This window comes from Brachybacterium sacelli (assembly GCF_017876545.1).
In the GTDB taxonomy this organism is placed as follows: Bacteria; Actinomycetota; Actinomycetes; order Actinomycetales; family Dermabacteraceae; genus Brachybacterium; species Brachybacterium sacelli.
This window is the reverse complement of the sequence record NZ_JAGIOD010000001.1, coordinates 1,659,118-1,684,202: the sequence shown is the minus strand read 5'-3', so window position 1 is coordinate 1,684,202 and position 25,085 is coordinate 1,659,118. Positions and strand designations below refer to the sequence as shown.

At 67.8% G+C, this 25,085-nt stretch carries 22 protein-coding genes; 18 read left to right on the top strand and 4 right to left on the bottom strand.

The genetic code is table 11. The features are described from left to right. Positions 1 to 241 precede the first annotated feature (241 nt). From JOF43_RS07435 to JOF43_RS07385, 11 genes are all read left to right on the top strand, one after another. Positions 242 to 1,273, top strand: a complete 1,032-nt coding sequence (locus tag JOF43_RS07435) for a TRAP transporter substrate-binding protein (RefSeq protein ID WP_209900771.1) — start codon at positions 242 to 244, stop codon at positions 1,271 to 1,273. 44 nt (positions 1,274 to 1,317) lie between these two features. Further along, the gene (locus JOF43_RS07430) at positions 1,318 to 1,854 is read left to right on the top strand and encodes a TRAP transporter small permease (RefSeq protein ID WP_209900769.1); all 537 of its coding nucleotides are present in this window, start codon (positions 1,318 to 1,320) and stop codon (positions 1,852 to 1,854) included. After that, a complete protein-coding gene (locus JOF43_RS07425; RefSeq protein WP_209900767.1) occupies positions 1,854 to 3,158 on the top strand; it encodes a TRAP transporter large permease in 1,305 nt (434 codons plus the stop codon). Before JOF43_RS07430 ends, JOF43_RS07425 begins: the two co-directional genes overlap by 1 nt. 38 nt (positions 3,159 to 3,196) lie before the next feature. Further along, complete coding sequence (locus JOF43_RS07420; RefSeq protein WP_209900765.1) at positions 3,197 to 4,306, top strand: zinc-binding dehydrogenase; 1,110 nt, start codon at positions 3,197 to 3,199, stop codon at positions 4,304 to 4,306. Continuing rightward, positions 4,299 to 5,213 (top strand): HpcH/HpaI aldolase/citrate lyase family protein, encoded by a 915-nt coding sequence (locus JOF43_RS07415; protein ID WP_209900763.1) that lies wholly within the window; start codon positions 4,299 to 4,301, stop codon positions 5,211 to 5,213. Before JOF43_RS07420 ends, JOF43_RS07415 begins: the two co-directional genes overlap by 8 nt. Continuing rightward, positions 5,213 to 6,589, top strand: a complete 1,377-nt coding sequence (locus JOF43_RS07410) for an aldehyde dehydrogenase family protein (RefSeq protein ID WP_209900761.1) — start codon at positions 5,213 to 5,215, stop codon at positions 6,587 to 6,589. Before JOF43_RS07415 ends, JOF43_RS07410 begins: the two co-directional genes overlap by 1 nt. Before the next feature lie 132 nt (positions 6,590 to 6,721). Next, positions 6,722 to 7,525, top strand: coding sequence for a DeoR/GlpR family DNA-binding transcription regulator (locus tag JOF43_RS07405; protein WP_209900759.1), 804 nt, complete (start codon positions 6,722 to 6,724; stop codon positions 7,523 to 7,525). Positions 7,526 to 7,684: 159 nt separating this feature from the next. Then, entirely contained in the window at positions 7,685 to 7,954 is a 270-nt protein-coding gene (locus JOF43_RS07400; RefSeq protein ID WP_209900757.1) for a hypothetical protein, read from the top strand. After that, positions 7,954 to 8,490, top strand: coding sequence for an NUDIX domain-containing protein (locus JOF43_RS07395; RefSeq protein ID WP_209900755.1), 537 nt, complete (start codon positions 7,954 to 7,956; stop codon positions 8,488 to 8,490). The genes JOF43_RS07400 and JOF43_RS07395 overlap by 1 nt, the downstream gene beginning before the upstream one ends. A gap of 28 nt (positions 8,491 to 8,518) precedes the next feature. Next, positions 8,519 to 9,820 (top strand): ABC transporter substrate-binding protein, encoded by a 1,302-nt coding sequence (locus JOF43_RS07390; protein WP_209900753.1) that lies wholly within the window; start codon positions 8,519 to 8,521, stop codon positions 9,818 to 9,820. Positions 9,821 to 9,866: 46 nt separating this feature from the next. Beyond that, complete coding sequence (locus JOF43_RS07385) at positions 9,867 to 11,054, top strand: Gfo/Idh/MocA family protein (protein ID WP_209900751.1); 1,188 nt, start codon at positions 9,867 to 9,869, stop codon at positions 11,052 to 11,054. A gap of 76 nt (positions 11,055 to 11,130) precedes the next feature. Here JOF43_RS07385 and JOF43_RS22945 read toward each other — a convergent pair whose 3' ends face one another. Then, positions 11,131 to 11,835, bottom strand: coding sequence for a GNAT family N-acetyltransferase (locus JOF43_RS22945; RefSeq protein WP_209900749.1), 705 nt, complete (start codon positions 11,833 to 11,835; stop codon positions 11,131 to 11,133). 61 nt (positions 11,836 to 11,896) lie between these two features. On the opposite strand from JOF43_RS22945, the gene JOF43_RS07375 reads away from it, so the two are divergent. From JOF43_RS07375 to JOF43_RS07345, 7 genes are all read left to right on the top strand, one after another. After that, on the top strand, positions 11,897 to 12,049 hold the full coding sequence (locus JOF43_RS07375) for a hypothetical protein (RefSeq protein WP_209900747.1): 153 nt from the start codon (positions 11,897 to 11,899) through the stop codon (positions 12,047 to 12,049). 306 nt (positions 12,050 to 12,355) lie between these two features. Then, positions 12,356 to 13,879: an ABC transporter substrate-binding protein gene (locus JOF43_RS07370; RefSeq protein WP_209900745.1), complete on the top strand. Its 1,524-nt coding sequence runs from the start codon at positions 12,356 to 12,358 to the stop codon at positions 13,877 to 13,879. A 3-nt stretch (positions 13,880 to 13,882) separates the two neighbouring features. Then, positions 13,883 to 14,836, top strand: a complete 954-nt coding sequence (locus JOF43_RS07365) for a carbohydrate ABC transporter permease (protein ID WP_209900743.1) — start codon at positions 13,883 to 13,885, stop codon at positions 14,834 to 14,836. Continuing rightward, positions 14,836 to 15,762, top strand: coding sequence for a carbohydrate ABC transporter permease (locus JOF43_RS07360; protein ID WP_209900742.1), 927 nt, complete (start codon positions 14,836 to 14,838; stop codon positions 15,760 to 15,762). Before JOF43_RS07365 ends, JOF43_RS07360 begins: the two co-directional genes overlap by 1 nt. Positions 15,763 to 15,825: 63 nt before the next feature. Then, positions 15,826 to 17,919 carry a beta-galactosidase gene (locus JOF43_RS07355; protein WP_209900739.1) on the top strand — a complete coding sequence of 698 codons (2,094 nt, stop codon included), beginning with the start codon at positions 15,826 to 15,828 and terminating at the stop codon, positions 17,917 to 17,919. Positions 17,920 to 17,959: 40 nt separating this feature from the next. After that, positions 17,960 to 19,888 (top strand): galactonate dehydratase, encoded by a 1,929-nt coding sequence (dgoD, locus tag JOF43_RS07350; RefSeq protein WP_209900737.1) that lies wholly within the window; start codon positions 17,960 to 17,962, stop codon positions 19,886 to 19,888. Between the two features lie 45 nt (positions 19,889 to 19,933). Next, positions 19,934 to 20,704, top strand: a complete 771-nt coding sequence (locus JOF43_RS07345; protein ID WP_209900736.1) for a FadR/GntR family transcriptional regulator — start codon at positions 19,934 to 19,936, stop codon at positions 20,702 to 20,704. On the opposite strand, the gene JOF43_RS07340 is transcribed toward JOF43_RS07345, so the two are convergent. The 3 genes from JOF43_RS07340 to JOF43_RS07330 are packed head-to-tail and all read right to left on the bottom strand — an operon-like array spanning position 20,693 to position 25,049. Next, positions 20,693 to 22,363, bottom strand: coding sequence for a sialidase family protein (locus JOF43_RS07340; RefSeq protein ID WP_209900734.1), 1,671 nt, complete (start codon positions 22,361 to 22,363; stop codon positions 20,693 to 20,695). The genes JOF43_RS07345 and JOF43_RS07340 overlap by 12 nt on opposite strands. A 37-nt stretch (positions 22,364 to 22,400) precedes the next feature. After that, positions 22,401 to 23,390: a DUF2961 domain-containing protein gene (locus JOF43_RS07335; RefSeq protein WP_209900732.1), complete on the bottom strand. Its 990-nt coding sequence runs from the start codon at positions 23,388 to 23,390 to the stop codon at positions 22,401 to 22,403. Between the two features lie 12 nt (positions 23,391 to 23,402). Then, positions 23,403 to 25,049, bottom strand: a complete 1,647-nt coding sequence (locus tag JOF43_RS07330) for an extracellular solute-binding protein (protein ID WP_209900729.1) — start codon at positions 25,047 to 25,049, stop codon at positions 23,403 to 23,405. Positions 25,050 to 25,085 lie beyond the last annotated feature (36 nt).

Sequence of the window (25,085 nt, the reverse complement as noted above, 5' to 3'; positions counted from 1 at the left end):
CACTTCTTCGTACGCCTCAGCATGCACCGTCATCGCCACGCTGATCGATTTCCACCGTGATGTTGGTTTTCCAACATGGCTGCGGTAGCGTGACGCCGTCGGTGATGCGGCGCACTCTCGCGGAGCGCATCACTCTCCGTCACCGGACCGGAGCTCAGGGCGATCGCCGGGCAGGCGCTGCATCACGATGAGCCGCCAGCAGCTCCCGCAGAGACGCAGGATCGATCCATGGAGGTCAACGATGGCTCCCCCACTCACCCGTCGCCACTTCACCACCGGTCTCGGCATGGCATTGGCCGGCGCACCTCTGGCGGCCTGTGGCGCGGCCACTGCCGCGGACGACGCGGAACGCACCCTGAGGCTGGGCATGGTGGCCGCCGAGGGGAGCGTGCAGCACCGGTCCGCCCAGCTGTTCGCGCAGGAGGTCATCCGCGCGACCGAGGGACGCCTGTACGTCGACGTCTTCCCCTCCGGCCAGCTCGGCAGCGACGAGACGTTGGGGCAGAGCCTCGCCATGGGTGGCCTCGACCTGGCGTTCATCAACCAGGGGTCCATGGCCGGCCTTGATCCGATGCTCGACTTCCACTATCTGCCGTACATCGTGACCGACTACGACGAGGCCGACCGGATCTTCTTCGGCGACGGCCTGATCCCGCGGCTGATGACCGAGACCCTCGCGAGCCACGACATCCGCGCCCTCGGCTGGTATGAGCTGGAGTTCCGCGGTGTCTCCACCCGCGACGGCCTGGCACGCTCCCCCGAGCAGCTCGCCGGGAAGAAGATCCGAGTTCCGGGTTCCGCGGCCATCGGCGCCTTCTTCGAAGCAGCCGGGGCAGTGGCCGTGACGGTCAGCATGCCCGAGCTCTATTCGGCGCTTCAGCAGGGAACGGTCGATGGCCAGGACAACGGCATGATCATCACCTACGACAACCGCCTCCACGAGACGAACCCCTTCTACACGCGCACGAAGCACGTCTACGCCACCGGGACCATCGGGATGAGCGAGAAGGTCTGGCCGTCCCTTTCCTCGAGTGATCAGGACGCGCTGCTCGCCGCCGCGCGCACGGCACAGGACTGGGAGGTCCGGGCGGAACGGGAGCTCACCGAGGAATACGTCGCGAATCTCCGCGACGACGGTGCGGAAGTGGTCGAACTGACCGACGCCGAGCTCTCGGAGTACCGGGAGCTCGGCCTGGCGATCTGGGATGACATGACGTCCATCTACGGCGAGGGAAACATCGCGGCCCTCCGCGACGAGGTCGCTGCGCTCTGACCACGGCCCGACGATGCGGTCGGGCACGAACAGAAGGTTCTGACATGGAGAAACTCGAGAAGCTGGAGAGCGCGGTGGCGGCCGCGGAGAAGGCCGTCGTCACGATCTGCCTCACCCTGGCGTTCGCCTCGGTGCTGATCCAGATCGCACGCCGCGTCTTCGACCTGATGTGGTTCCCGGACGTCTACGACCTCGCCCTGGTCTGTGCAGCGGTCATGACGTTCCTCTGCGTGGGGCTGCTGACCTACACCCAGGGGCACATCGCCATCGACCTCACCAGCTACATCCCCTCGCCCACGCTGCGACTGCGGCTGCTCACCGCCTCGGTCGTCGCGGTCATCGTCTTCGTCGCCATCTTCGGGAAGCTGGCCATCGATCTGTTCCTGTTCGGTGTACAGAGCGGCTCGCACACGGTCCAGCTGAAGATCCCGCTGCTCATCCCCTATGGCGCACTCGTCCTCGGCCTCGCGCTGTGCTTGTTCCATTCGCTCATGCACTGGAACCGGATGCGGAAAGACCCCGAGAAGATCGGAGCGAGCGAAGACGGCCTCTCCGACGCAGTGACGGGGGAGGTCTCCTGATGATCATCGGTCTTGTCATCCTGTTCCTGATCATCGTCCTGCTCCTCGGCCTCCCGATCGGTCTGGCCTTCGCTCTGGCGGCCCTGGTCGGGGTCGTGTTCACCGACCTTCCCCTGGCCTCCCTCGGCGGCACGGCCTATCCGGCGGTCGCCACCATCCCGCTTCTGGCGATCCCCTTCTTCATCCTGGCCGGCGAGATGATGAACCGCGGCCGCCTGATCGACCGGCTGGTCGACCTGGCCGACAGGGCACTGTTCTGGCTCCCCGAACGCATCGGCCACGTCACGGTCGTCGCCAGTGCGTTCCTCGGTGCGATGACGGGATCCTCGGTCGCGACCGTTGCGGCGGTCGGCACCGCGGTCGGCAAGCGGATGACCCGGATGGGTTACAAGAAGGGATACGTCGGGGCGCTCACCGCCTCGAGCGGCCTCCTCGGCGTGCTCATCCCGCCCTCGATCCCCCTGATCGTCTACGGCGCCGCCGTCGGCGTATCGGTCTCCGACCTGTTCCTGGCCACGATCATCCCGGGGATCGTCATGGTCATCGCGTTCATGGCTGTCCATGCGATCACCGGCCCCCGTGCACAGGTGGCGACCGCATCCAGCGGCTCCGTCGGCGAGTCGTCGCCCCGCCTGAGGGAGGCCGCCGGCGACGCCCTGCGCGGGTTCCCCCGCACGTTGTGGCGGAGCCTGCCGGCGCTTGCCCTTCCCGTCGTCATCCTGGGAGGCATCTACTCCGGCCTCACCACGGCGACCGAGGCCGCAGCCGTCGCCGGCCTCTACGCCCTGATCGTGATCCTCGTCGGTCGCATGGTCACACCGGGCCAGGTCCCCAGCATCTTCTACAAGTCCGCGCTCTCTGCCGGGGCGATCTTGGTGATCATCGCATTCACCGCCGCGTTCAATCGCCTGGTGACCCTGATGCGCGTACCCCAGTCGCTGGCGGAATCGGTCACCGACTTCACCAGCAGCCCCATGGTCTTCCTGATCCTGGTGAACATCCTGCTGTTCCTCGTCGGCATGTTCATGGAGACCAACGCCGCCGTGCTACTCATGGCCCCTCTGCTGTTCCCCTCCGCGATGTCGCTGGGCATCGACCCGGTGCACTTCGGGATCATCCTGGTCACCAACATCGAGATCGGACTGATCACGCCTCCGCTCGCGGCGAACGTCTTCGTCGCCGCGCGGACGACGGACATCCCCTTGCCGCAGATGCTCCCGTACATCTGGCGTTTCCTGGTCGCAGCGATCGCCGTTCTCCTGCTCATCACCTATGTCCCCGCACTGTCGCTGTGGTGGCAGTGAGCAGGAGCCCGCACACCACCCGAGAGAAAGAGGATCCAATGCACGGCAGACTCGCCTCCATGGCCGGGGTCAGGAAGACCGAGATCCAGAGCCATGAGATCCCGGAGCCGACGCCAGGACAAGTCGTCCTCGACATCACCCGCGCCAACATCTGCGGGACGGACGTCCACATGTGGGAAGGCAAGCACCTCTTCAAGAACCATGTGATGGGCCACGAGATGGTGGGCACCGTACGAGCCCTCGGCGAGGGGGTGCAGAGTGATTTCGGGGGCCGGCCCGTAGGCGTCGGCGACCGCGTCGTCCCCGTGTATTACCGCACCTGCATGCGGTGTGCCCGGTGCCGGGACGGGCTGTTCAACATCTGCGACCGCGGAAGTGATTTCCAAGGAGCCCCCGCCAAGGACTACCCGCACTTCACCGGCGGCTTCGCGACGCAGTACGTGATCCAACCCGGCCAGTACTTCTACCGGGTCCCCGACAACGTCTCCGATGAGGTGGCTGCCGGGGCCAACTGCGGGTTCACCCAGATGTTCTACGCCCTCGACCAGGTCGGGAGCATCGCGAACAGACGCGTGGTCGTGCAAGGAGCCGGCGGCCTCGGGATCTACGCATGTGCCATCGCCTCTGCTGGTGGGGCCCAGGTCGTGGCGATCGACTCGGTCCCCACCCGTCTCGAGGCGATCCGGGGGTTCGGGGCGCTCGGCACGGTGGACATGTCGGTGCACACCGACGTCGAGACCCGGAAAGCGCGGGCGACCCGGATCCTGGGCTCGGAACCGGACCTGGTCATCGACCTCACCGGTGTGCCCTCCGCGCTCGCGGAATCGATCGAGCACTGCAGGCCCGGCGGGACAGTCCTGGAGCTGGGCAACGTGAGCGTGGATCCGAGCATGACCACGACTCTCGTGCCCGGTCTCATCACCCGCAAATGCCTCACCGTCAAGGGTCTGCTCCGGTACCAGCCCTGGTACCTCAGTGAAGCCCTCCAGTTCCTGTCGAGGACCCGCGAACGGTTCCCCTTCGACGGGATGACCGACCGCGAGTACTCCCTGGACGAGACGCAGTTGGCTCTCGAACGCACGGCAGCCCGGCAGGTGACACGTGCGGCCATCGTGCCGTCCGCACCGCAGGTGTCCTCCGATGAGTGACGCCGCGGCCACGACTCCGCGGAGTGATCTCCGATCGATCCGCGTGATGCTCTACGTCCCCGCGGATCGGGCGCGGATGGTCGCCAAGGCCCAGCGGCTCGATGCGGACGCCGTGATCCTCGACCTCGAAGACGCCGTGGCGCCGGATCAGAAGGACGAGGCCCGCAGAGCAGGTCTGGCTGCGGCGCTGGACTGGCCCCTCGACGGTCCTGACCTGTGGATCCGGGTGAACGCCTGCGGCACTCCCGAGGGTGCAGAGGATCTCCGCAGTCTGGTCGGGTCGGGCCTGCGCAGCGTGGTCCTGCCGAAGATCGATGCCATGGCGGCCGAGGCCCTCACCGAGACTCTCGGGGAGCTCGGCCGCACCGGGGACAACCTACGCGTCATCGGCCTCGTCGAGTCCGCACGCGGTCTCGTCGACGCGCCCCGTCTCGCCCGCCGACTTCCTCAGCTGGTCGGCCTCCAGCTCGGTGCCGAGGACTTCACGGCCGACATGGACATCGAACGGACCGCGGAAGGTGAGGAGATCCGCTACGCACGCTCCGCTCTCGCTGTCGCTGCCACAGCTCAAGGACTCAGCGCGATCGATACCCCGATCACGGAGTACCGCGATCTCGAGGTGGTCCGCCGGGACGCACGAATCGCCCGTCGAGCCGGGTTCACCGGGAAGGCGTGCATCCACCCGGCGCAGATCGGCACCGTCGTCGCCGAATTCTCTCCGAGCGCCGAGGAGATCGACCACGCACAGCGGGTGGTGGAGGCGTTCGCCGCATGCCGTCGTCACGGCCACGGGGCCACCTCGGTCGACGGCCGCATGGTCGACGCACCCGTCGCCGAGCGGGCCGCCGCTCTCCTGGCCCGATCCAGGGCCGATACCCACTCCCCCCAACGGAAGGAAGCACACTGATGGAGAACTCCACTACCCATCACGAGATCGTCGAGAAGGTCGATCGTGCACGCACGGCGATGGAATCCATCGTCGGATACGACCAGGACCAGGCACTCGACCTTGTGCGCGCCGTCGCCCGCCTCGCCATCGACAACGCTGAACGCTGGGGGCGCATCGTGCTGGACGAGACCGGCATGGGCAACGTCGAGAGCAAGACGAACCGCACCCGGACTCGCGCGAGGGGGCTGCTTCGCGACTACCTCAGCGCTCGGACGGTCGGGGTCATCGAAGAGGACACCGCCCTGAACCTCCTCAAGATCGGCAAGCCCGTCGGCGTGGTCGCCTCGGTCGTGCCGACCACCGTGCCCGAGGGAGTCGTGTTCATGGGAGCGATGAACGCTCTGCTCGGTCGCAACGCCATGATCTGCTCACCCCACCCCCGGGCGAAAGTCTCCACCGCACGGGTCGTGGAGGACATCCGCGAGCTGCTCAGCTCGCGCGGTCTCCCGGCCGATCTGCTGCAGGTGATCACCGAACCGAGTCTCGAGCACACCAACCACCTGATGGCACAGTCCGATCTCGTCGTCGCGACCGGTGGAGCCGGGATGGTCCGCGCCGCGTACTCCTCCGGCACCCCCGCCTACGGCGTGGGCGCGGGGAACTCCGTGGCAGTCGTCGATCGCGGGGCCGACCTGCACCACGTCGCCTCCGAGCTGCGTGACTCCCAGATGTCCGACTACGCCATCGGCTGCTCGACCGAGAATGCGGTCGTCCTGCTGGACGAGGAATACGACGCCGGCCTCCAGGCGATGAAGGAGACCGAGGCACACGTCTGCACATCCGATGAGAAGCGACGCCTCCAGGACGCTCTGTTCGCCGGCGGCCACCTGAATGCCGACCTCATCTGCCGTTCGGCCGAGACCATCGCCGAAGCCGCCGGCATCGCTGTCCCCGCGGGCACGAACTGGCTGGTGGTCGAGGAGGACGGCGTGGGTGCGGAACACCCCTTCTCCGGGGAGAAGCTCTCGGTCGTCGTCGCCGCGTACCGCAGCAATTCCTTCGAGGACTCGATCGAACTCGTCAACCGCATCCACGCATACAGCGGTGCTGGACATTCCTGTGGGGTCTACTCCGATTCCCGGGAACACGTCCTCGAATTCGCCGAGCGCACGTTCACCACGCGGGTGGCCGTGAACCAGGCGACCACCAAGTCCAATGCCGGAGGCTGGACGACGGGCATGCCGTTCACGATCAACCTCGGCTGCGGGACCTGGGGCGGGAACGTCCTGTCCGCGAACGTGACGTGGCGGGAATACATCAACACCACGTGGGTCGCCTCGCCCGTCGAGCCGGTCATCCCGGACGACGACGTGCTCTTCGGTCACGTCGCCTGACGCCCGCACGAGCTGTGGCCGGGAGAGTGGCCCGCTCGCGCGAGCTTGCCCACTCCCCCGGCCCAGCCGCACCACGTGCGCTACAAAGGAGGGCACGATAGGGCCGGCAGGCTCGGAACCAGAAGGACTGATATGACGAAGCGCTCCGTCGCGGTCGGCACCAAGCGTGCCTTCGAGCGCCGCGATGCGATCCTGTCGCTCCTCGAGCAGTACGGGTACGCGACGATCACCGACCTCGCAGGTCGGTTCCAGGTCTCCGATATGACCATCCGCCGCGACGTGCGCCAGCTGGTCGACGACGGGCGCGTCGCCAGCGTGCACGGCGGGGTCCACCTCCCCTTCGGGCTCGACTTCGGCCGACGCGATGAACGTGCCCGAGCGGCGAAGCGACAGCTTGCACGGGCTGCCATGGACCTGGCACCACGGGAGGGCACGCTCCTGCTGGATGCGGGCACCACGGTGCTCGAACTGGCGCACGCTCTTCCCGGGTCGTTCACGGGCCACGTCTTCACTCATTCGATCGCCGCCGTGAATGCGCTCCTGGAGGAGTCCGAGATCGACTTGTTCCTGCTCGGGGGTGATGTCCGTGCAGGTACCCGCTCGTGCGCGGGCCCGTCCACTGTCGCGGCGATGTCCGAGATCCGCGCCGACGTCGGCTTCCTGGGTGCGGCCGGAGTCGGCCCCGACGGGGTCTACGTCGCCAACGACATCGAGCAGGGGACGAAGAACGCTCTGATCGAAGCGTCAGCGCGAAGCGTTCTTCTCGTCGACGGCACCAAGTTCGAGCACGGCGGCCGCTACAGACTGTGCGGGTTGAACGATGTCGACGTGATAGTGACTGACACACAGCCCCCACCGGAAGTTCTCGACGCGTGCAGTGCGCTGGAGGTCGACCTCCGGATCGCCGACGCGAGCAGCGCCGCCGCAGCACTCTGACCGCGCCCCGGTCACCGCCTGCGTCGTCTCAGCCGTCGTGGAGCACACATACACAGTCCGCCAGGCCGAGAACCGCCCTGGACAGCGCTATCCCTGCGGAACTATGCTCCCGCCACGCCTGGCAGTTCCTGAGGTCGACGACGCTCGAAGGAGACCACGATGCACACCGCCACGCTCCACCGCGCCTTCACCCCGCCCCGCGCGCTCCACACCGGGACGCCGGCCGGACCGCACTGCGCGACGGAGCTCACCCAGGGGTCGCGGACGTCCCTGCTGGGCATCGCCGGGTGCGGCGCGCGGCTCCGAGGCACCGCCGATGCCCAGAACACCTTCACGCGGCTGCTGAGCGACGTCCGATTCGGGACGACGACACCGAAGGACGCCGCGGAGGCGACGATCACCGAGGTGAACGGAATGGTCACGAGCTGATGCCCCGTCCCGCCGGCCTCCGCTCGAAAGACCCTGCACCGCGGGCGTCGACGCTCGGCCCGACGTCGGAGAGGGTGCTGTGCCGCGACATCGCCGGCCGCATCCACCTGGTCCCGCCGGAGGCGCTCGTCGACCGCACGTCCGTGTACGGCCTCGCGTTCCGCGCGGGCGAGGTGCTGTTGGTCAAGGACCGCCAGGGCGACGGCGACTGGGACCTGCCCGGCGGCGGCGTCGAGGACGGGGAATCGCCGCTCGAGGCGCTCGGTCGCGAGCTGCACGAGGAGACCGGGCTGACCATGGAATCCGAGCCCCGTCTGCTGTGCCAGTTCGAGGAGCACTTCTTCGAACGGGAACGCCAGGAGGCGTGGCGCTCCCGCCGCTGCTTCTACCTCGTCGAGACACAGGGCACCGTGCGCACGGACGGCAATGACGATGACATCGAGCGCGCGGCGTTCCTCCCCTGGACCGAGGAAGATGTGGCGCCTGTCGCCCTCGCCGTGATCGAGGAAGCACTGGAACGTACCGGCGATCGATGATCGCGCCTTTCTCACTGAAGGAGCATGAATGTTCACTCGACGTCGACTTCTCATCTCGGCAGGTGCCCTCGGGGCGTTCGGCACCATGGCGGCATGCGGCCCCAACGCGGACAGCGGCGATGACTCCGGAGGGGTCCGGATCTACTGGTGGGGAGGTGACCTCCGCAATGGCATGACCCGCGAGGCGCTCGGCCTGTTCTCCGAGTCCCATCCCGACCTCCCGGTCTCGCCCGAGTACAGCGAATGGACCGGCTACTGGGACAAGCTCGCCACCCAGACTGCCGGTGGCGACGCCCCGGATGTGATCCAGATGGACGAGGCGTACATCGACTCCTACGGGACCCGGGGCTCTCTGCTCGACCTCGAGAGCGTCTCGGACCTCCTGGACCTCAGCGACATGGACGAGGACATGCTCGAGACGGGACGCCTGGCCGACGGCACCCTGGTCGGCGCCCCGTTGGGCATCGGCATCTTCTCCGTCGGCGTGAACCCGGACGTCCTCGATCAAGCCGGTATCGAGATGCCCGACGACACCACCTGGACATGGAAGGACTTCGGCGCCCTCTGTGCGCAGGTCAGCGAGTGGGCCGCCTCAGCTGGCGAAGACATCGTCGGCCTCGATTTCCTCGGGACGGATGCGGCAGAGCTCGGGATGTGGGCCCGCCAAAGCGGCCAGCAGCTCTTCCCCCGCGAGGACGAGACGCTGATCAGCAAGGACACGATCACCTCCTTCCTCGAGTACGCCAGGGAACTGATCGAGACCGATGCGGCCCCCCAGGCGGCGGCGCAGGTCGAAGACGCGGCCGCCGGCGTCGAGCAAGGCCGATTCGCCACCAACCGCTCCGCCTTCCACTTCCAGTTCCACACCCAGATCCAGACGTTCCAGGCCTCCTCGGGCTCCCCGCTGAAGCTGCTGCGGGTGCCGGCTCGCACCAGCGGCGATCACCAGATGGTCAACAAGGCCTCGATGTACTGGTCGATCTCGGCCGCCACCACGAATCCGGACGACTCCGCGACTCTCATCGATTTCCTGTTGCGTGACCCGGAGGCGGCGAAGGTTCTCAAGATCGAACGCGGAGTCACCGCCTTCCCCGAGCTGCAGACCGAGATCGAGTCCGTGCTCACCGAGAACGAGATGGTCTCTCTCGACTTCGCGCGCGACATGCAGGCCGAAGTGGTGCGGCCTCCGCTCGTCACACCCACCTCAGGCGTCGGCTTCGGCGACGAGTTCAGCCGCCTCGCCGAGGAATCCTTCTTCGGCAACCGGCCCCCGTCGGACGTCGCCGACGAGATCCTCACCCAGCTCGAGGGCATGCAGCCCGAGGCGTGAGCGACCGGATCCCACGCACGCACCGCACCCACGAAAGGCCTTCCTCATGTTGAACGTCGGCATCATCGGCACCGGCAACATCTCCGATACTCACCTCCGCGCCTACCTGGATGCCTCCGACGAGGTGCGCATCGTGGCCCTGAGCGACCTCACGCTCGAACGAGCTGACGCGAAACGCGAGGCGTTCGCACTGACCGAAGCCCGCTCCTATGCGGACGTCGAGGAGATGCTCGGGGCCGAAGATCTGGATCTGGTCAGCATCACGACGCCGCCATCGGCTCATCGCGAGGTCGCCGTGCGAGCCCTCGAGGCCGGGGTCGACGTCATCGTCGAGAAGCCGATGGCACCCTCGCTCGAGGACTGCGACGCCATGCTCGATGCCCAGCGGCGCAGCGGAAGACTGCTCTCGGTGATCGCGCAGAACCGCTTCCGGGACGAGATGATGGTGCTCAAGGCGGTCCTGGACTCGGGAGAGCTCGGGCCCGTCTCCCACGCTCGCATCGCCTCCGAATGGTGGCGAGGGCTGTCCTACTACGACCTGTGGTGGCGCGGAACGTGGGCCTCCGAAGGTGGCGGCTGCACGCTGAACCACGCGATCCACCACATCGACCTCGCCCTGTGGCTGCTGGGCAGCCCGCAAGCGGTCGCCGCGATGATGACCAACGCACAGCACCACAACGCCGAGGTCGAGGACCTCGCGGTCGCGATCCTCCAGTACGAGCGCGGCCTCGCCGAGCTGACCAGTTCGGTCGTCCATCACGGTCAGCAGCAGGAGATCGTGGTCCAGGCCGAGCGCGCCCGCATCTCCCAGCCGTGGTCCGTGGTGGCGGAGACCGCGCAGCCCAACGGCTTCCCCACCTCGGAGGGCGACAGCGCCTTCGTGGCGGAACTCGACGCCTTCGCCGAGTCGCTGCCGCGGTTGGAGCACACCGGCCATGCCGGCCAGCTGCGCGACGTGATCGCCGCGATTCGGGACGGACGCGACCCGCTGATCAGCGGCGAGGACGGCCGACGAGCCCTCGAACTGGTCACCGCGATCTATGCGGCGGCGATCGAGCGCCGCACCATCGACCTGCCGATCCCGGCCGAGGATCCGTACTACCGCGCCGGCACCCTGGAGGCCAGGGCCCCGCACTTCTTCGAGAAGACCGCGTCGGTGGCTTCCCAGGACGGCGGGATCACCGTCGGCGGGTCGTCGGATACCGTCGCGCCACCGGCATCCGCCACGGCCTGAGTCCGACCCTCTTACCTCGCCTGGCTCGAATCTTTCTTCCTCTGCGGTCCGGTGCGCAGCAGGATCCGTCGCGGAGCTACGCCGTGAGGACGAGGGCGAGCTGAGTCCCGAGCGGCACGAATCCCAGGCGCTTCCCGACGATTGCCGACGCGGCGTTCTCGCCCGCGCTGCGCCACTGCGGAATCGTGCCGTGGCCCAACGCGTCCTGCACCGCAGCGGTGGCCACCGCTGCGCCGAGGCCTCGTGCGCGGTGGCGGGGTGCCACAGCGAGCCCGACGTGCGCGATGGCTTCGTCCCAGATCTCGTAGCCGGCAGCGGCCATGGGCTGCCCAGCCGGTGCATCCACCACCCACCAGGTCTCCATCTCCAACAGCCCGCTCTCCTCACGCTCCTCGGCGGAGCACGCCGAGGCCACCGTCTCGACGTCGGCCAGAGAGGCTTCCCGTGTCCTCGATGTCCGGCGCGGGGTGAAGGTCCCGGAGTCCGCGAACGAGAGCTGCGCCGTCCCGATGAGCCGCGTCCTCTCCGCGTCGAGGGCAGCCTGCAGCGCCGGCGCTTCGAGAAGCTGGTGGGCGGGCAGCTGACGCAGAGAAGCGAGGCTCTGCTCCGGCGCAGCCACCACGGTCGTGGCTCCGAGACGCACGACGACCACCACGGGATGGGGCGCCCGGTCCACGAAGACGAGCTGGTCGCTCGCAAACACGTCCGTGGACACGCCCAACCAGCCCGCCCACGCACGGCGGATCACGCGCAGAGCTTCATCGGACAGCGTCGTGTTCACCCCTGAAGCGTAGTCAGCACCCTGCGATTCGGCCGTGCCTCACCTCAGGAGCCGTGCGAAAGTGGACAGGTCGGCGCGCACTGCACTCGCCCGGCTCCTCTCCCTGAAGACCAAGGCCGGATACACGCATCGCCGCACGAGCGCAAGCGACGTGCTCACGACGGAGAACGCGCTGGCGCGACTTCTCGACATCGCCGGCCGCTGGGCGCTGTAGCGCTCATCGGCCACGGACATCGGGCTCCCACGTCGACCTCGGCCACGAGTTCCTGGCCGGCACGTCGCCACCCTCTCCTCGACGACTCGCGCCCTCCCCGCTCTACTGATCGGAAGGGTTGACCCTCCATATCTGCGTTGGTACGTTGTGTGAAATCGATTACCCGTTGCGCCGGTCCGACCACCGCTGACTCGGACTTGGTACCAGCTCCGCACCGCCCTGGCATCAGCTGACCTCTGAACCAGGTGGCCAGAGGTCCAACCACATACCACTCAGTCTTTCGACGACGAATGGACAGGAGTCACCATGGGACCCGACAACCTCCTTCAGAGCCCGTCCCGACGCTCGCTGCTGGCGGGAGGAGTCGCAGCCGGCCTCGGAATCGCCGCTGCCGGCTGCAGTCCCCCCGAGGAGAGCAACCACTCCGGACTCATCACGATCCCCGACCCGGCCGTCACCCTCCCCGATGAGGACCTCACCTTCCGTGTGGTCGACAGCGGCGACACGAAGGCGAACTACTGGAACGAACTGCTGGCGACGTACAGCGACAAGCATTCCCACATCACGACCGAGTACGACGCCCTGCCCTGGAACGAGATCGAGGAGCTCGTCCCGCTCGCGGTGCGCAACAAGACGCTGCACGATCTGGTCCAGCTTCTACCCGGGCCCTTGCTGAACCAGGCGATCAAAGCCGAGTGGATACTCCCGCTCGACGACGTCATGCCGGGTTTCGAGGAGTGGAAGTCCCAGTACCCCGAGAACGTCCTGTTCGAGGGACTGCACATGCATGGGGGAAAGACATATACGTTCCCGGCGACGGCCGACAACCGGTACGAGATCTGCCTCCTGTACAGCAAGAGACTCATGGACGAGGCCGGCTTCGATCCGGAGTCCGAACCGCTGACGTGGGACGACTACCGCGAAGCGGCCCGGAAGATCACGACGGCCGGGAACGGGCAGGCATACGGCATCGTCCTCGAGGGAGCCCAGGAGAACCGCCTGGACTTCTGGATCAACGGACTGGCCCAGATGGGTGGCGGCTACGGATCGAACCCGGCGAACGGGGAGTTCGACTACGCCTCGGATGCCTGGTACGACGCGTTCGAGTTGCTGCAGTCGCTGCTGGCGGACGGCAGCATCTTCCCGGGGTCGACCTCGCTGACAGCCCCGCAAGCATGGCCGCGCGTCGCGACCAGCTCCGCCGGCATGGTCACGGCGGGGCCGTGGGTCATCACCACCTGGGAGAACGAGTCACCGGAGTTCGAGTTCGGGGTCGCGGCGCACCCGCGGCCCAGCGCCGAGGCCCTGCCGATCGGCTACGCCCCCGGGAAGATGTCCGACGTCATGTTCGTGTATTCGGGCACGACGTCCCCGGAGGTCGCCGGCGACCTCATGGCATACCACGGGAGCATCGAGGCGGCGAAGGCATGGACGCAGATCGTCGGCCCCGGCAGCCCCTCCCCCTACCCCGAGGCGGTGGAGGCCGCGAAGGAATCCGTCTCCGCCGCCGGGCGCCGTTCCCTCGAACTCGCCGAGGAACAGGTGCTGATGCCGAGCTCCGTCGTGCGGAATCCCGACGTGGCCCTCGCCGACCAGCAGATGGAGGCTCTGACCCCGAGCCTGGGAGAGATCGTCAGCGGCGTCATCGACGGTTCGATCACCGACGTCAGGAGCGCGCTCCAGGACCTCAGCGATCGCTCGAACCGGCAGCGCGACGACGCCATCGAGGCCGCTCGCGCGGCGGGCGCGGAGGTCTCCCGCGAGGACTGGGTCTTCCCCAACTTCACCCCGGGCGAGAACTACACCCAGGACATGTACGGGGAGCTCTGAGCGATGACCACCGCGCAGCTGCCCCTCTCGGACCGGAACGCCTCGCGAGGCCGACGGTTCGCGCGCACCGACACCCTGTGGTGCTACGTCTTCATGCTCCCGACGATCCTCCTGGCGTCGGTGTTCACGTTCTATCCCGCGATCGCCTCGTGGGTGATCTCCTTCCAGGACTGGAACGGCTTCGGGGGCGACCGCACGTTCGTCGGCCTCCGGAACTTCCGCGAGGTCATGGGCGATCCGTACTTCTGGTCGGCCTTCGGTCGCACGGCGCTCTTCGTCGTGATGACCGTGCCCGCCTCCCTGGTGCTCGCCTTCGGCTTCGCTGTCGCGCTCAATGACGCGTCCTATCGGCTCAGGCCCTTCTTCCGGGCCGTCTTCTTCCTCCCGGTGGTCACCACCACCGCCATCGTCGGGATCGTGTTCACGATGGTCCTCAATCCCTTCGACGGCCCCCTGAACTCTTTCCTGCTGTCGATCGGGCTGATCGATCAGCCCATAGATTTCCTGGGCGATCCGACCCTCGCCCTCGCGTCCGTCTCGGGCGTCTTCGTCTGGAAATGGACGGGGATCTCGATGATCTACTGGCTGGTCGCACTCCAGACCGTGCCCAAGGAGCTCTACGAGGCCGCCGAGGTCGACGGCGCGAGCCTCTGGCGTCGTCACCGGCACCTGACAGTTCCGATGATCCTGCCCTTCGCCGTGATCATCACCCTGATCGCGGTGGTCGGCTCGTTCCAGACCTTCCCCCTGGTGCAGGCGATGACGCAGGGCGGCCCGAGCTTCTCCACCGAGCTGGTGGAGCTGTACATCTACCGGCTCGCCTTCGCCGCGGAGGGAGAGCCACGGCTCGGCTACGCCTCGGCCGCTGCGGTGATCTTCGGTCTGGGCATCCTCCTGTTCACGGCACTCCAGGCCTGGGGCGTGCGACGGATCCAGCTCGCACGGAAGGAGCGGTGATGAGCTCGACCGCAACGGACAGCTTGCCCTCGCGGGCTCCCCACGAGAGCCAGGTGCGCGCCGTGCGGCCCCGGCGCGCACGACCACGGCGCCGGCGGAATCGACGGCGGGTCGTGCGTCACACGCTGCTCACGGTGGTGCTCGGTGTCATCGGGTTCGCCTGGCTCTATCCGATGCTGTGGATGGTCTCGGCCTCGTTGAAGGACAACATCACCGTCTTCACGGACATGTCGCTGCTCCCGAGCGCCCCGGAGTTCGAGAACTACGCCCGGGCGTGGTGGACGGCGAACATGGGGCGGTACTTCTGGAACACGGTGATCGTCACCGTGGCCACGGTGACGATCACCCTGCTCACGACATCGACGATCGGCTACGTGCTGGGCACGTACAGCTTCCCCGGCAAACGCATCGTCATCGGCGCGATCATCGCCGTGGTCTTCCTGCCGGAGGGCTACACGATCATCCCCCTGTTCGAGGTGATCAGCGCACTGGGCCTCAGCACGTCCCTGGCCGGCCTGATCCTGGCCGAATCCGGCGGAGCGCAGATCATGATCATCCTGCTCTTCGCCGGCTACTTCCGGCAGATGCCGAAGGACCTCCTGGAGGCCGCTCGCATCGACGGCGCGGGCTTCCTGCGCTCCTTCTGGTCGATCATGCTCCCCCTCGCCAAGCCCGTCATGGCCACCGCCGTGATCATGACGATCATGCGGGTGTGGAACAGCTTCCTCATCCCGCTCGTGCTGACCCTGTCCCGCCCCGACCAGCGCACGCTCGCCGTGGGCGTCTACGCGTTCCAGGGCGAGAACTCCACCGACTGGACCGGCATGGCTGCGGCCTCCACGATGAGCATCCTGCCGATCGTCATCGCGTTCCTGCTGCTCCAGCGACATTTCGTGGAAGGCATCGCCGGCGCGGTGCGGGGATGACCCGCGCCCGTCTCAGATCCACGCCGCACGACCGGACCCGACGCACACCCCTGGGAGAGATTCATGCTGTACGGCATTTCCTACTACCCCGAGTACATGCCTTACGACCGCCTGGAGCAGGACGTCCGCATGATGCGCGATGCCGGCATCAACTATGCCCGGATCGGGGATTCCGTCTGGGCGATGTGCGAGCCGGCACCGGGACGCATCGATGTCGACCTGCTCGGACCGACGCTGGAGGAGCTGCACCGTGCCGGGATCCAGGTCGTGCTGTGCACACCGACATACGCGATCCCGTCGTGGCTGTCCCTCGAGCATCCCGAGGTGATGAACTCTCGCGCCGACGGCACCCCGTGGCCCTACGGGGACCGTCAGAACGCGGACTTCACGCAGCCGGCCTACTTGTTCTACGCCGAACGCATCATCCGTCGGATCATGGAGCGCTGGGCCGATCATCCGGCGGTGATCGGAGTCCAGGTCGACAACGAGACCGGGGGCCGGGCCATCCACTCCGAGGCGGCGACGCGAGAGTTCGTCCGGCGACTGGAGGAGAAGTTCGGGGGCATCGAGAACCTCAACGAGGCGTGGGGACTGAACTTCTGGTCGCACCGCCTGACCGACTACGCGCAATTGTGGTCCCCGGGCGACCGCGCGCAGGGCGGCGGCAACTCCAATCCCGGGTACGACCTGGAATGGCGCCGGTACCAAGCCGATCTCGTCACCGAGTTCCTCGCCTGGCAGGCTGGCATCGTGCGCGAGTACCTGCGCGAGGACCAGTTCGTCACCCACGACTGCGTGGGCGGGCACGGACTGCCCCACTCGAACAGGAAAGCGGTCGGGGAGGTCGTCGACGTGCCGGCGGAGAACTTCCCGCATCACACCCAGGAGGCGCTGTCGCATCCGCCCCGCGGCGGGCATCCCCCCACCTACCACGACGCCTCCGGGATCCACGGCGCGTACCAGCTCTTCCAGCGCGGGGACATGGCGCGGGCGAGCGGGCACCGCAACTTCCTGGTGACCGAGATGAACCCGATCAGCGTCGGCGGGCCCGCGCACAACTTCCCCGCCTACGACGGCCAGTGGCGGCTCGCCGCCTACACCTGCATCTCCCGCGGGGCCAACGCCGTCGCCTACTGGCACTGGCACAGCACCCATCACGGGTCGGAGACCTATTCGCACGGGGTGCTCAACCACGATCTCGAGGAGAACCGCAACCTCACCGAGGTGCGGCGCATCGGCCATGAGCTCCAGCGTGCCGGTGATCAGCTCACCGACCTCGAGGCCGAGGCCGAGGTCGCCTTCCTCTACTCCCCCGATTCCCGCTATCTGCTCGGCTTCGAACCGTGCCTGGCCGTGCCCGGCACGGCGCAGGGCGACCGATGTTCCTACGAGCGGATCTTCGACACCTTCTACCGTGCCTTCTTCGACGAGCGCGCGCAGGCGACGGTCACCCACTCGCTCGAGGACCTCGAGAAGTACCCGGTGGTCGTCGCGCCCAGCCTCTATGCCGCCGCCGACGAGTCGTTCGACCGCCTGCTGAACTATGCGGAGCAGGGCGGCCATCTGGTGCTGGGAATCCGCTCCGGGTACATGGACGACCTCGGGCGGGCCCGCTGGGAGCGAGCGCCCGGTCCGCTGCGACCGGGAGTCGGAGCGGGATACAACCTGTACTCGAACCTCGAGTCCGCGATCCCGGTGACGTCCGTCGACGGGCTGCCGCTCGACGAGGGCGCGGCCGGCGAGGGGTGGATGGACGAGTTGGTGCTGGAGGGTGCGGAGGCCCTCGCCGTCTACGACCACCACGAGTTCGGACGGTTCCCGGCCGTGGTGACGAACCGTTACGGGAAGGGACGCGTCACCTACGTGGGCACACTGCCGAACGCGGCGCTGGGTCGCTCCGTCGCGCGCTGGGTGCTCGCAGAGGCCGAGGTCCGGCCGCTCGGGGCCGACCTCCCGGAGTCCGTGCGGTGCACCCGCGCCCGCCGGCCGGACGGCAGGCTGCTGCGGTTCTTCACCAACTGGTCCTCGCGCGCCGCCACCGTCCCGGTTCCGGTCGCCGGCCGTTCGGTGCTGTCCGAGGAGGCGGTGGCGATCGGCGAGGAGATCGAGCTCGGACCGTGGGACGTGGCCGTCCTCGCCGAGGAGGGTTCGCGATGAGCCACGTGCTCACCCGCGCCGCGGAGAAGAGGTGTTCGCCATGAGTTCTGGAACCGGGTTCGACGGGAAGGTCGCTCTCGTGACAGGAGCGGCCCGCGGCATCGGCCGAGCCGTCACCGAGGCGCTCGTGAGCCGAGGATGCGCCGTGACCGCGGTGGATCTCGACGGGCCGGCTCTGCGCGCGCTCACCGAGGGCTTCGGCCCGGACCGCTGCCGCGCCGAGGTGATCGACCTGTGTGACCGGGAGGAACGGGGCCGCGTCGTCGGACGGACCGTCGACGCATGGGGCCGGCTCGACGTGCTCGTGAACAATGCGGCCCACCTCGGTCGCCGGGAGCCGTTCACCCGCCTCGCCGACGACGACTGGGATCGGGTCCTGGAGACGAACCTCGCAGCGTCCGTGATGCTCGCGCGCGACGCCGCTCGCGTCATGGATGCCGGAGGCTCGATGGTGAATGTCGCGAGCATCCAGGAGCACTCGCCGCTGGCGCAGCACGCGGCCTACGCCATCAGCAAGGGCGGCGTCAGTGCTGCCACCCGTGCGCTGGCGGTCGAGCTCGGTCCCGTCGGCATCCGGGTCAACACCGTCGTCCCGGGCGTCATCGAGACACCGGGGATGGCGGAGATGAGGAGCGACATCTCAGTCAGCCCTGACAGCTCCTCGCCGTCACTGCTGCGTCGTCAGGGGCGTCCCGAGGAGGTCGCGGAGGCCGTCGCGTTCCTCGCCTCGGACGCCGCCTCCTTCGTCACCGGCTGCTCAGCCGCCGTCCCGATGCCTTCGCCGAGGGTTGGGCGGCCGACGGTGAATGACCGGATCGCTGCCGTACGTTCGCAGAGAGTCGCGCCCCGCTGGATCTTCGTGCGCGTCGACACCGAGGACGGGATGACCGGGTGGGGCGAATCCATCCTTCCCAAGCGCGCGAATGCCGTGCAGGGCGCGATCCAGGATCTGGCCGAGAACATCCGCGGAGAGGACCCGGACCAGATCGAACTGCTGCGGCTCCGCATGCGCCGAGGAGGCTTCTTCCGCGGCGGGCCCGTGCTCGCGACGGCGGCCGCGGCGCTCGAATGCGCCCTCTGGGACATCCGGGCCCGCCGACTCGGCGTACCGGTCCACGGACTGCTCGGCGGAGCGGTCCGAGACCGGATCACGAGCTATGCGTGGGTGGGCGGGGACCGACCCGCCCACCTCGGGGCGGATATCGCGGCCCGGCGCGATCAGGGCTATTCGATGGTCAAGATGAACGCGACCGAGGAGTTCGACGAGATCGAGACCTCCGCCGCGATCGACGGTGTCATCGAACGCATCGGAGCCGTTCGGGACGAGTTCGGGACCTCGATCGACATTGCTCTGGACTTCCATGGGCGCGTGCACCGGTCGATGGCCCGGACCCTCGTGCGAGAGCTGGAGCAGTTCCGCCCCGCCTGGATCGAGGAACCTCTGCCGCCCGGCCACGAGGCGGCCTACGGCGAGCTCTTCGGTCGGGACCGCACGGTTCCGATCGCCACCGGGGAACGCATGAGCGAGCTGAGGGAGTTCATGCCACTGCTCGAGGCTCGGGTCGTGGACGTCCTGCAGCCCGATGTGTCCCTCACCGGAATCACCGAGCTCGTGACCATCGCGCAGGTGGCGGCGGCCTACGACGTCGCGGTCGCCCCTCACTGCCCCAACGGACCCCTCTCGCTGGGCGCATCACTCCAGGTCGCAGCCTGCTCGAACAACGTCATCGTCCAGGAGCAGTCGCTCGGCCTGCACTACAACCGCGGCTACGCCGACCTCCCCGAGGCGGAGATGTTCGAGTACCTCCGTGATCCGGACGTGCTCCGTCCGAACGATGGGTACCTCGACGTTCCGGCGGGCCCGGGCCTCGGTCTCGAGATCGACGACTCGGCGGTCGCCGCGTCGCAGGAGTGGACCCTGACGAATCCGGATTGGCGGCTCCCGGACGGACGGAGCGCGGAATGGTGACGACACGGACGATCGAGAACCGGCCGGCTACGCGACAATCGACGGATGGGACAGTCCGAGATGTGGGAACCGCTCAGCACCAGCCACGTGTCGACGCAGGTCACCGAACAGATCCAGAACGTGATCGGGAAGAAGCGTCTCAAGCCCGGTGATCGGCTCCCCGCCGAGCGGGAGCTCGCCCAGATCCTGCACGTGAGCCGAACCTCCGTCCGCGAGGCGTTCAAGAGTCTGCAGGCTCACGGCGTCGTCGACATCCGGCATGGTCAGGGCGTCTTCGTCGCCGAACCGCATGCCGCGGTCTCCCTGCGAGCAGCGCTGATCCAGCGCGAGATCGGCGTCGAAGAGCTCTTCGCGATGCGCGCGGTGCTCGAGCTGCCGGCCGTGGAATGGGCGGCCCAGCGCCGGGACCCCGACGGCCTGGACGAGGTGACGCAGACCTTCACCACGCTCGACGACTACTCCCGGTCCGACGAGATCGACTTCGATCACCTGCGCACGCTCGACACCGCGTTCCACCTCAGCATCGTCTCTGCGGCGGGCAACCGTTTCCTGCAGCAGACGACGATCGTCCTCCACGAGATCCTGGCCTCCGGCATGGAGACGACGCTGCGAGCACCGGGCCGGGTCGAGAAGTCCCGCACCGATCATCAGAAGATCTATCAGGCGATCGTCGCGGGCGATACCGAGGAAGCCCGACGAGCGGTACAGACCCATATCGACGGAGCTCGGGAGGCCGCCATGTCCAGCATCTCGGCGCCGGAGGAGGCAGGTGGCCGATCCGCTCGGCCCGGCACGGCAGAGCGCTCAGAGCAGTAGCTGTGCCTCGATCGCCCAGATCTCCTTGACCTCCGGGGCGCGCGGTGTCCAGTCGGCACCACGGTCACCGACCGTGAGTATCCGGTTGCCGCCGAGCGGGACCAGGGAGCCGTTCCCGGAATTCATGTAGTCGACGGTCACCGGTGAGGTCCACGACCGTCCCTCACCGTCGGGTGAGGCGAGGAGGGACTGGCCGGGACGCCCGATCCACAGCACCACGGTGCCGTCGGGCATCGACAGCAGGTCCGGGAACACCCCGACGACCGGGGTCTCGTCCAGGCCGGCGACGACCTGTCGCAGGTGAGTCCAGGTGCGGCCCCCGTCGCTCGAGGTCGCCTGGTACAACGGCTGATAGTTGCCGGTACGCATCACCGCGAGCAGGTCGCCATCGCGGGTCGCGGCGATCCCCGCCTCGCTGAAACCCTCGTACCGCGGGTGGTCGGAGAGGTCGGGGTCGACGGCGATGGTCCCGCGGACGTCCCAGGTGATCCCGCCGTCGGCCGAGGCGAGGATGATCTGCCGGTACCGTTCGTCCTCCTCGTAGTATCCGTACCCCGACTGGTAGAGCGTGCCGTCGAGCTCCTGCACCGAATGGACGAGGACGAAGCCCCCGAGCTCGTGACCGGGACGGCTCGTGCCGTCGGAGATCGGTCTCATGGCCGTCGGCGCCGTCATGGTCCCCTCACGATGTGTCCAGGTGCGGCCGCCGTCGGCGGAGACAGCGGTGGGGACGATCGCCTCCGTGCCGCTGGAGCCGTCCACCATGAAGGTGTGGAAACTGACCGCCAGCAGATCACCGTTGCTGAGGGTCGACAGATAGAACGACTGCTCATCGGGGTAAGGGTTGCGCTCGTCGACCCGCGACCAGGTGGGGCCCTCGTCGGTCGAGGCGGCCAGGGCTGTGCCGGTGTCGTGCGTGGCATCGCCGTGGACCGGATAGCCCACGAGCACCTCCTGACGGCTGTCAGCCGTGGTGTGCACGGTCGCGGTGTTGGGCATCTGCATCAAGCCCTCCGCGGTCGAATCGACCGTGACCGGATCCCCGATCCGGAACGTCCGCTCAGGTGGCGCCTCGGTCACGTGGCGGCCATCAGTGAAGGTCAGGTCGTCGATCTGGACTGATCCGCCGGCTGCCACGTGAAAGCCGGTGATCGAGTCGACCGGGCTCACTCCGACCGGGCCCATCGGGCCGATCAGCTCGTGCGGGCGGGGACGTGCGCCGAGGTGATCCCCGACGTACACGAGGGCTCGTTCCATGCTCGGCGGAGACTGCAGGGCGAGGGTGTTCCATCGGCCGGCGACCACGCTCCCGGCGGCTCCGACCTGCGTCCAGCCCAGGGAGTCCTGCTCGAGTCCGTCGAACCACCACAGGGAGCCGTCTGGCCGGATCCCGAGGTGGAAGACGGAGGCGTCCGTGTCATTCCACCCGTCGAGGCGACCGAGCAGCGTGAGATGAATGCCGTGGCTCAGGTCGTCCGTGCACAGTCGCATTCGAAGATCGGCGCCCTGCTGAGGCGGGACGGCCCGTGCGATGGTGCTGGCACGGCCGCCGTCGGCCGTGGCCGGCGCGGATGCTGTCATGAGGGCGGGGGCGAGGACGCCGGCGAGGAGGAGTGAACGCCTGCGGAGGTGTCGTCCGGACGGCGAGCTGTCAGTCATGTGCGCTCCCAGAGCTGTGGTGACCGCGAGTCAGTACTCACGGGATGGCGGGATGGTCCTCGGTGTGCCAGCGGTACCAGCACCGAAGGCCGTCCCGGTCCGGCACCTCGCGCACCGGATGGGCACCGTCCAGGTAGGAGAACGCGACCGCCGAATGTGCGACGGGGCGCAGACGGTCGGGGTCCCAGGGATTGCGGAAGCGGAACCTCAGGGTGGAGTCGAACCAGATCGCGTCGGTGTCGTGGAAACGGTAGAGGCTCACTGCACTGTCGAGGGTGTCCTTCAGGAGGACTCCGTGGTCGGGACCGATCACCGTGCCCTCGCGGAAGTACCAGCCTCCGAGGAAGTAGTCCTCCATGCCGGTTCCGATGATCTGCTCGCCATCCACGTCGATGTGTTCGGGAGCCTCCAGATAGCTCAGGTAGGAGCGTGGTTGCGCCTGCAGCGACAGCAGGGTCCCCACGTACCGGCCGGGACCGGTGGTCTCCAGCAGCGTGAGGGGATCCTCGCCCTGGTGCCGCCCGGTGGAGAAGGACCCGTGCAGGACCGGGACCTCCGGTGGCAGATCGGCCAGCTGGTAGAGACCGTTGAGGAACAGGTCCACGCGCTGGTCGGGGTCGCGGTTGTCGATGTCGATCCGCAGCGAGCGCCGGAAGGGCATCGGCAGGGTCAGGTAGAAGCCACCGGAGGAGGCCCCCACCCAGCGGCTGGCGTAACTGCGCACTCGCGCGAGGCCGAGCCCGAAGAGGTCCGCGATCGGCGCGGCGATCTGCGGCTCCTCGGAGTCGTCGACGTGGATGCGCACCACCACGTGCTTGAGCACCGCCGGATCCACGGGCCGGTCCGGTTCCCAGTGAGCCCAGAACCATCCCGGCAGGGTCAGCCACAGTCGGGCGAGATACCCCGAGCCGTCGATCCGGGCGACGGTGCGGCTCTCCCCCGGCTCCACGAAGGCGACCTTGAGGCCGCTGTCCGGTTCGAACGTCGTGACCTGCCGGGTCCTATGAGGTCGCGGAAGATTCAGCATGACGGCCCCCTTTCACGCCCTCTGGGCGAGAGCTTCTTGCAGCTCGTCGCGGAGCGAGTCGCCGCCCTGCTTGCGCCAGTCGGTGCGGAACGTCTCGAGATCGCTCATCGGCCGTCGGCCCGAGACCAGCCCGTTGACGTAGTCGGTCTGCAGGTCGTCGAGCAGCCCCGCCACCTCCGCCGACGAGGGCGCGAAGAGTCCGACGGTGGGATCGACGATGCTGTTCTCGGTGTAGTCGATGCTGTCCTCGACGTGCTGGGGGTCGGGATAGTAGAGCACGACCGGCACCAGCCCGGTGTAGAACATCGCGTCACGGTCCGCCGGTGCCGGCGAATCGGGGACCGATTCGGGGACGCCGTTCTCGCCGTACCGGAAGTGGACGTCCTCGAGGCCGTACCGCAGGAAGAACCCTTCCTCGCTGGGGATCGGCGCCCGCAGGTAGTTCATGATGGACAGCAGCTCGTGCAGGCGTTCCTCGTCCCCGGCCGCTTCGGCGGAGATCGCGATGATCGCGAAGAAACCGGGGGTGGCCGGGAAGGCGTACTCGCCGCCGTCGTGCCCGAAGGGGAGCAACATCCGGGGCCGGGCTCCCTCGTTGCGGCCCCGCAGACGGTCCAGGGCGCCGGAGAGGTACCAGTTGTCGGTCGATGCCACCTGCCATCCGGTGTGCCCCTCCTCGAACAGGGCACGGTCCTCGGCGCCCTTCTCGGACAGGCTGAGGGCGTCGGGGTGGAAGGCTCCTCCCTCCCACAGCCGACGTTGGAAGAGCAGTGCCTGCTCGAACTCGTCGGTCTCGAGATAGCTGGTCAGCTCGCCGTCGGCCTCGCGCCAGGTGTTCGGCACCCGGAACATGGCGTTGACGAAGGCGCCCAGGCCGTCGCTCAGACCACCGACCCCGTACTGGTCGGTGCCGAGCCGGGCCATCTCCGTCATGAGTTCGTAGAACTCCTCGGCGTCCTGGGGCGGGGCGTCGAAGCCGATCTGCTCGGCCCAGTCCTGGCGGTAGACATGCAGGCTGTTGACGTACCCCAGATCGCTGGGGATGCCGTAGATGCCGTTGCTGATCGCGGAGTTGCGCCACTGGTGCTCGGGCACGTGCGCCAGGTTCGGATACTCGAGGATCTTGTCACCGCCGAGCACCTCCGACAGCTCGGCGAAGGCGCCGTCCTGGATCGCCTGCTGAGCATTGGCGGAGTGCGTCTGCAAGAACACCATGTCGGGAACGTTTCCGCTGGCCAGCATGGTGGCGAGGCTGGTCTCGTAGGCGTCGGCGGAGTTCAGCGTCGGCTTGTAGTCGACATTGAGTCGCGTGTTGAACTCCTGCCAGTACTCGTTCTCCCCGTACGGACTCGGGGGCGTGCCCCAGTTGATCTGGAAGGTGGTGAACGGCCCGCCTTTCCCCGGCGTGCCCTCGGTGGACTTCGGCAAGGGGTCCGGCATCGAGGTGAGTCCCATGGGGACCCCGGGGATGTCGCTGATGATCGCGCCCTCGACGTCCGGTGGAGCCTGATGGGAGGGGATGGTCAGACCGGCGTTCTCCCCGAAGCTCGAGGAGTTGCTCGTGCCGCAGCTCGCCAGCGCGGTCGCGCCGAGGGCCGTGACGCCGAGGCCGACGGCGGAGCGGCGCGAGATGGTGGGAAATCGTGACGACGTCGTCATGGGAATCTCCTTCTGGTGGTGAGGATGCGTGCGGTG